At 70.7% G+C, this 6,837-nt stretch carries 8 protein-coding genes; 3 read left to right on the top strand and 5 right to left on the bottom strand.

What is annotated here, in order from left to right:
• The 5 genes from CCR87_RS08820 to CCR87_RS08800 form a co-directional block, all read right to left on the bottom strand.
• The coding region (locus tag CCR87_RS08820; RefSeq protein ID WP_201157160.1) for a DMT family transporter at window positions 1–410 on the bottom strand (410 nt) is incomplete at its 3' end.
• A 90-nt stretch (window positions 411–500) separates the two neighbouring features.
• Window positions 501–1,223, bottom strand: a complete 723-nt coding sequence (gene phbB, locus CCR87_RS08815; RefSeq protein WP_201157159.1) for an acetoacetyl-CoA reductase — start codon at window positions 1,221–1,223, stop codon at window positions 501–503.
• Between the two features lie 73 nt (window positions 1,224–1,296).
• A complete protein-coding gene (locus CCR87_RS08810) occupies window positions 1,297–2,469 on the bottom strand; it encodes an acetyl-CoA C-acetyltransferase (RefSeq protein WP_201157158.1) in 1,173 nt (390 codons plus the stop codon).
• A 254-nt stretch (window positions 2,470–2,723) separates the two neighbouring features.
• Window positions 2,724–3,569 carry an EAL domain-containing protein gene (locus CCR87_RS08805; protein WP_201157157.1) on the bottom strand — a complete coding sequence of 282 codons (846 nt, stop codon included), beginning with the start codon at window positions 3,567–3,569 and terminating at the stop codon, window positions 2,724–2,726.
• Between the two features lie 71 nt (window positions 3,570–3,640).
• Window positions 3,641–4,195: a TlpA family protein disulfide reductase gene (locus tag CCR87_RS08800; protein ID WP_242511932.1), complete on the bottom strand. Its 555-nt coding sequence runs from the start codon at window positions 4,193–4,195 to the stop codon at window positions 3,641–3,643.
• 43 nt (window positions 4,196–4,238) lie between these two features.
• On the opposite strand from CCR87_RS08800, the gene argH reads away from it, so the two are divergent.
• From argH to CCR87_RS08785, 3 genes are all read left to right on the top strand, one after another.
• Window positions 4,239–5,630, top strand: coding sequence for an argininosuccinate lyase (gene argH, locus CCR87_RS08795; RefSeq protein WP_201157155.1), 1,392 nt, complete (start codon window positions 4,239–4,241; stop codon window positions 5,628–5,630).
• Window positions 5,627–5,788, top strand: a complete 162-nt coding sequence (locus CCR87_RS08790; RefSeq protein WP_201157154.1) for an argininosuccinate lyase — start codon at window positions 5,627–5,629, stop codon at window positions 5,786–5,788. Before argH ends, CCR87_RS08790 begins: the two co-directional genes overlap by 4 nt.
• Window positions 5,789–5,886: 98 nt before the next feature.
• Window positions 5,887–6,795, top strand: a complete 909-nt coding sequence (locus tag CCR87_RS08785; RefSeq protein WP_201157153.1) for an AAA family ATPase — start codon at window positions 5,887–5,889, stop codon at window positions 6,793–6,795.
• The last annotated feature ends 42 nt before the right edge of the window (window positions 6,796–6,837 follow it).

Here is a 6,837-nt window from a genome sequence, read left to right as displayed (position 1 = left end):
GCCAGGATCACCGCCGCCCCGCCAAAGGCCAGAACCGCGCCCAGCACATGGCCGGGGCGCAGCCGCTCGCCCGGCAGCAGGCCCGAGAACACCACGATCAGAAGCGGCCAGAGATAGGCGATCAGCCCGGCCTCGGCCGGGGGCGCCAGACGCAGCGCACTGAAGTACAACGCATGATAACCGAACAGCCCCGCCGTGCCGAACACCAGCACCCGCAGCGGCACCGTGCGCAACAGCCCCAGCCGGCCCCGCGCCGCCGCCCAGACCAGCCCCACCACGCCGCCCAGCCCGAAGCACAGCGCATTGAGCATTAGCGGCGGCACCGGCGCCGATCCGACCGTCAGCAGCGCCAGCAGCGCCCACAGCAGCACCGCCCCGAACCCCACCGCCGTCGCCCGTGTCCGCGTCATGTCCGCCCCTGCCTGCAAGAAAAGGGGCCGGCCCCACCGGACCGGCCCCGCGCCCACAGCAAGGGTGGACGGTGTGCGTCGCGACGGCGCTCAGACCACGAACTGTCCGCCGTTGGCCGACACGGTGGAGCCGCTGATGAAGCCCGCGTCGTCGGACACGAGGAACGCCACGCAGCGCGCGATCTCCTCGGGCTCACCCAGGCGACCGGCGGGGATCTGTGCGATGATGCTCTCGCGCACCTTTTCGGGGACGGCCATCACCATCTCGGTGGCGATATAGCCCGGACACACGGCGTTGGCGGTGATGCCGAAGCGCGCACCCTCCTGCGCCAGGCTCTTGATGATCCCCAGGTCGCCTGCCTTGGTGGCGGCATAGTTCACCTGGGCGAACTGGCCCTTCTGGCCATTGACCGAGCTGATGACGACGACGCGGCCGAACTTGCGCTCGCGCATGCCGGGCCAGATCGGGTGGACGGTGTTGAACACGCCCGTCAGGTTGGTGTCGATGACCTCCTGCCACTGCTGGGGGGTCATCTTGTGGAAGGGGGCGTCGCGGGTGATGCCGGCGTTGGCGATCACCACCTCGATCGGGCCCAGATCCGCCTCCACCTGCGCGGCGCCGGCCTTGCTCGCCTCATAATCGGCCACCGACCATTTGTAGGTCTTGATGCCGGTCTGCTCGGTGAACTTCTGCGCCGCCGCATCGTTGCCGGCATAATTCGCCGCCACCGTGTAGCCCGCGTCCTTCAGCGCCACCGAAATGGCCGCGCCGATGCCGCGCGTGCCGCCGGTGACCAGTGCCACTCGTCCCATGTCTCCTCCAGGCGTTTGGGTCCGTTCGGCATGGTGTTACGCGAGGCAGACGCCTCGCGCAACAATATTGCCGTCAGCGTTCCAGGCACATGGCGACGCCCATGCCGCCGCCGATGCACAGGGTGGCCAGGCCCTTCTTCGCGTCGCGGCGCTGCATCTCGAACAGAAGGGTGTTGAGGATGCGCGCGCCCGAGGCGCCGATGGGGTGGCCGATGGCGATGGCGCCGCCGTTGACGTTCACCCGCGCGGTGTCCCAGCCCATGTCCTTGTTGACCGCGCAGGCCTGGGCGGCAAAGGCCTCGTTGGCCTCGATCAGGTCCAGATCGGCGGGCTTCCAGCCGGCCTTCTCCAGCGCCTTGCGGCTGGCGGAGATGGGGCCAACGCCCATGATCGACGGGTCGAGCCCCGCGGTGGCGTGGCTGGCGATGCGCGCGAGCGGCTCCAGACCGCGGCGCTCGGCCTCCTCGGCGCTCATCAGCAGCACACCGGCGGCGCCGTCGTTGATGCCGCTGGCGTTGCCCGCCGTGACGCTGCCGTCCTTGGCAAAGGCCGGGCGCAGCTTGGTCATGCTTTCCAGCGTCGCGCCGTGGCGGATGTATTCGTCGGCGTCCACCACCGTCTCGCCCTTGCGGGTCTTGACGGTGAAGGAGATGATCTCGTCCTTGAACTTGCCGGCCTTCTGGGCGGCCTCTGCCTTGTTCTGCGAAGCCAGCGCGAATTCATCCTGCTGCTCGCGGCTGATCTGCCACTGCTCGGCCACGTTCTCGGCGGTCTGGCCCATGTGGTAGCCGTTGAAGGCATCCCACAGCCCGTCGCGGATCATCGAGTCGATGAACTTCACGTCGCCCATCTTGGTGCCCGCGCGCATGTGCGCGACATGGGTGCTCAGGCTCATGTTCTCCTGACCGCCGGCGGCGACGATGGCCGCGTCGCCCAACTGGATGTGCTGAGCGCCCAGCGCGACCGCCCGGAGGCCGGAGCCGCAGACCTGGTTGATGCCCCAGGCGGCGGATTCGACGGGCAGGCCGGCCTTGATATGGGCCTGGCGGGCGGGGTTCTGGCCCTGGCCCGCGGTCAGCACCTGGCCGAGGATGGTCTCCGACACCTCGGCCGGGTCGATGCCCGCGCGCGCGACAAGTGCGGCAAGCACGGCGGCCCCGAGGTCATGGGCCGGGGTGTTGGCAAAGCTGCCGTTGAAGCTGCCCACCGCGGTGCGGCCAGCCGAGACGATCACGACGTTGGTCATGCAAGCATCCTTTCGCTGTCCGGGACGCGGCTGCGCCCCGGCCGTGTCGGTCCGGGCAGGCCGACAGGCGCCCGATCCGTTGGATGCGAAGGTATGCGGCTTGGCAGCGAAGATCAATCCGGACGGCGATGGCGCGGCACCACCGCGGCGCCCGTCCAGCGCCCGTCACGGGGCTGTCAAGTGGCCTGTCACGGGACCTGTCGCGGGGGGGGGCTTGCCGGGCCCGGTCAACGGCCCCGGGCGGGACCCGCGCCTCAGGCGATCAGCCGCGCGTCGCAGCCCCATTCGGGCCGCAGCACCGGGGCGCCGAAGCGATAGCCCTGCAGGCACTGCACCCCCAGCCGGGCACAGGCGGCGGCCTCGGCCTCGGTCTCGACCTTCTCGGCGACGCTCAGCATCTCGAAGTGGCGCGCGATGCGGACCAGCGCCGACACCAGCACCCGACCGTCACCGTTGCCGGGCAGGTCGCGGATGAACTGCCCGTCGATCTTGACCGCATCGAAGCGAAAGCTCCGCAGGTAGCGGAACGCCGTCGCCCCCGCGCCGAAATCGTCCAGCGCAAAGGCCACGCCGGTGGTCTGTACCTCGCGCATGAAGGTTGCGAACACCTCCGGGTGGTCCATGGCCGAGGCCTCCGTCACCTCCAGGATGAGACGCTCACCCACCGTGGGGTCGGCGGCGAGGCCGGTGCGCAACACCTCCCGCCAGGGGCGGTGCATCACCGAGCGCGTCGACATGTTGATCGACAGCCGCAGCGACGGCGTGGCGCGCAGGGCGCGCAAGCCCATCCCCAGCGCGAGCATGTCGACCTCGCGGCCCAGCGGATGATCCTCGATCGCGTCGATGAAGGCGCCGGCGGGGATCACCCGGCCCGACGCATCCTGCAGCCGCATCAACCCCTCGTGAAAGGCCGGGATGTGCGGCGCCCGCGCCTGCACCACCGGCTGGAATGCCAGCGCCGCGGCCCCACCGGCCAGCGCCGCGCGCACCACCGCCACCGGATCGGACAGCACCGGATCGGACAGTGCCGGATCGCCCGCGTCGGCATGGCCCGTCCCGCAGAAGGGTCCCTCACGCTCGGCTTGCCACGGGCTCGGCATCACTGATCCTCCGGGCACACCAACGCCCTGGGGTCTGTGTGCGGGCGAATCTCTTGCCAGAAGGTTAAAATTCACCGTTCGTTCAAATTGTCAGTATCTTCCTGCGCCAGCAACGCGTCCAGGATCGCCCGCGCCTCCGGCCCGTCCCAATGCGCATCCCCGGTCAGGCGCGCGACCTCGCGCCCATCGGGGTCGAGGATCACCGTCACCGGCAACCCGAACACCCCCATCGCCGCCGCGAACCCCTGGCGCGGGTCGCGCAGGATCGGCAGATGCGCAAGCCCCGCCTCCTGGTAGAACCGGCGCACGGCGGGCATCGGGTTGCGCCCGGTTGCCACCGGCAGCACGGCGAACCCCGGCCCGCCCAGCGCCGCCTCCAGCCGGTCCAGCCCCGGCATCTCGGCCCGGCAGGGCGGGCACCACGTCGCCCAGAAGTTCACCACCAGCCAGCGCCCGCGCCAGTCCTCCAGCCGGTGCACCGCGTCATCACCGTCCAGAAGCTCGGCCGCGGGCACGTCGCGCGGGGTGTCGTGGATCACCAGCGCGCGCATGTCGCCGCTGCGCAGATCGCGCAGAACCTCGGGCGAGGCCGCGTTTGCAGCCAGCGCCAAGGCCGTGTAGATCATCGCCGCACACACCGTTGCCGCGCACCGCATGGGGGAAAGACGCATGGCCGAGGGCACCTCCAACAGCATGTGGGGCGGGCGCTTTGCCCACAGCCCCGACGCGATCATGGAGGCGATCAACGCCTCCATCGGGTTCGACCGTCGCATGGCGGCCGAGGACATCGCCGGATCGCGCGCGCATGCCGCCATGCTGGCCGCCACCGGCATCGTCAGCGATAGCGACGCGGCGGCGATCCGGGAAGGCCTTCTCACCGTGTTGTCAGAGATCGAGGGGGGGGAGTTCCGGTTCTCCACCGCGCTGGAGGACATCCACATGAACGTGGAATCCCGCCTGCGCGAGGTCATCGGGGCGCCCGCCGGGCGGCTGCACACCGCGCGCTCGCGCAACGATCAGGTGGCGACCGACCTGCGGCTGTGGCTGCGCGACCGGATGGACGCCAGCATCGACGGCATGGCCGCGCTGCAACGCGCGCTGCTGGAACAGGCCGAGGCCGGCGCGGACTGGGTGATGCCGGGCTTTACCCACCTGCAGACCGCGCAGCCGGTGACCTGGGGCCACCACATGCTGGCCTATGTGGAGATGCTGGGCCGCGACGCGGGCCGGATGCGCGATGCGCGCGCACGGCTGAACGAATGTCCGCTGGGAGCGGCGGCGCTGGCCGGGACCTCCTTCCCCATCGACCGGGAGATGACGGCGCGCGACCTGGGCTTCGACCGCCCCATGGCCAATTCGCTGGACGCGGTGTCGGCGCGGGACTTCGCGCTGGAGTTCCTCGCGGCGGCCTCGATCTGCGCGGTGCATCTGTCGCGGCTGGCCGAGGAAATCGTGATCTGGTCCTCGGCGCAGTTCCGGTTCGTGGCGCTGTCGGACCGGTTCTCCACCGGCTCGTCCATCATGCCGCAGAAGAAGAACCCCGACGCGGCGGAGCTTCTGCGCGCCAAGATCGGGCGGATCCTGGGCTCCACGGTCGCGCTGTTCACGGTGATGAAGGGGCTGCCGCTCGCGTATTCCAAGGACATGCAGGAGGACAAGGAGCAGATCTTTGACGCCGCCGACACGCTGCTGCTGTGCCTTGCCGCGATGGAGGGGATGGTGCGCGACATGACCGCCAACCGCCCCGCGCTGGAGGCGGCGGCGGCGGCCGGTTTCTCCACCGCCACCGATCTGGCGGACTGGCTGGTGCGGGTCGCCGACCTGCCCTTCCGCGACGCCCACCACGTCACCGGCGCGCTGGTGGCCCGGGCCGAGGCGAAGGGCTGCGACCTGCCCGACCTGAGCCTGGCCGAGATGCAGGCCGAGCACCCCGCCATCACCGAGGCGGTGTTCGAGGTGCTGGGCGTGCACAACTCGGTCGCCAGCCGCACCAGCTTCGGCGGCACCGCGCCCGCACAGGTGCGCACGCAGATCGCCGCGTGGCAGGAGCGTCTGGGATGAAAAAACTGCTCGGCCTGCTGCTGCTTCTGGTGGTGATCAAGGGCGTGCTGCTGATGCTGTCGGGCTGCGGAGTGGCCAGCGCGCCCGAACAGCCCGCCCCGCCGCCGGGCCTGAGCGTGTCGGGCGAGGCGCGGGTGGGCATCTCCGGCCGGTTCTGAGCCGCCGCCCCGACCCTGCCACCCACCCCGGCATGACCCCGGCTTGACCCGGGCGGGGGGCTGTGCAGCATGGGCGCACAGGCAGGGGGAGGGCGCGCTTGGACCAGCGGACAGGATCGATCGACGCGGTGCAGGCGCTGCTGGGCGAACAGGGCTATGTCGCCGACCGCGCGCTGTCGACGGTGGTGTTCCTCGCGCTGCGCCTCGGCCGGCCCTTGTTCCTGGAGGGCGCCGCCGGCGTCGGCAAGACCGAGATCGCCAAGGTGCTGGCGGCCGCCCTGGGCCGTCGCCTGATCCGCCTGCAATGCTACGAGGGGCTGGACGCGGCCTCGGCGGTGGCGGAATGGAACTTCCCCGCCCAGATGGTCGCCATCCGCGCGGCCGAGGCCGGGGGCGGCGACACCACCCACCTGCGCCACGATCTGTTTTCGGACGAATTCCTGATCGCGCGCCCCCTGCTGGAGGCGATGCGGCCCCAGCCCGGCGGCCCGCCGGTCCTGCTGATCGACGAGCTCGACCGCACCGACGCCCCGTTCGAGGCCTTCCTGCTGGAGGCGCTGTCGGAGTTCCAGGTCACCATCCCCGAGATGGGCACCATCCGCGCCCCCGCCCCGCCCATCGTGATCCTGACCTCCAACCGCACGCGCGAGGTGCACGACGCGCTGAAACGCCGGTGCCTCTATCACTGGGTCGATTATCCGGCATTCGAGCGCGAGATGGAGATCCTCGCCGCCCGCGTGCCCGAAGCCTCGGCGCAGCTCTCGCGCGAGGTGGTGGCCTTCGTCCAGCGCCTGCGCGGCGCGGATCTGTTCAAGAAGCCCGGCGTGGCCGAGACCATCGACTGGGCCAGATGCCTGCTCGCGCTCGACGTGATCGCGCTGTCGCCCGAGGTGATCTCCGACACCCTCGGCGCGATCCTGAAGTACCAGGACGACATCCAGCGCATCGAGGGCTCCGAGGCCCGCCGCCTTCTGGACGAGGTCCGCCGCGAAATCGCCACGGGCTGAGCCCGCGTCTGGCCGCCGGGCACCGCCCCACCCGCCCCACGT

Source organism: Rhodobaculum claviforme, from assembly GCF_016653255.1.
Taxonomy (GTDB): Bacteria; Pseudomonadota; Alphaproteobacteria; order Rhodobacterales; family Rhodobacteraceae; genus Rhodobaculum; species Rhodobaculum claviforme.
This window is presented reverse-complemented; position numbering and strand designations above follow the sequence as displayed.

What these genes read in the sequence shown, in the direction of transcription:
- CCR87_RS08800 (WP_242511932.1), bottom strand. Translation starts at nt 4,195, where the DNA reads ATGATCTACACGGCCTTGGCGCTGGCTGCAAACGCGGCCTCGCCCGAG.
- phbB (WP_201157159.1), bottom strand. Translation starts at nt 1,223, where the DNA reads ATGGGACGAGTGGCACTGGTCACCGGCGGCACGCGCGGCATCGGCGCG.
- CCR87_RS08805 (WP_201157157.1), bottom strand. Translation starts at nt 3,569, where the DNA reads ATGCCGAGCCCGTGGCAAGCCGAGCGTGAGGGACCCTTCTGCGGGACG.
- CCR87_RS08790 (WP_201157154.1), top strand. Translation starts at nt 5,627, where the DNA reads ATGAAAAAACTGCTCGGCCTGCTGCTGCTTCTGGTGGTGATCAAGGGC.
- argH (WP_201157155.1), top strand. Translation starts at nt 4,239, where the DNA reads ATGGCCGAGGGCACCTCCAACAGCATGTGGGGCGGGCGCTTTGCCCAC.
- CCR87_RS08810 (WP_201157158.1), bottom strand. Translation starts at nt 2,469, where the DNA reads ATGACCAACGTCGTGATCGTCTCGGCTGGCCGCACCGCGGTGGGCAGC.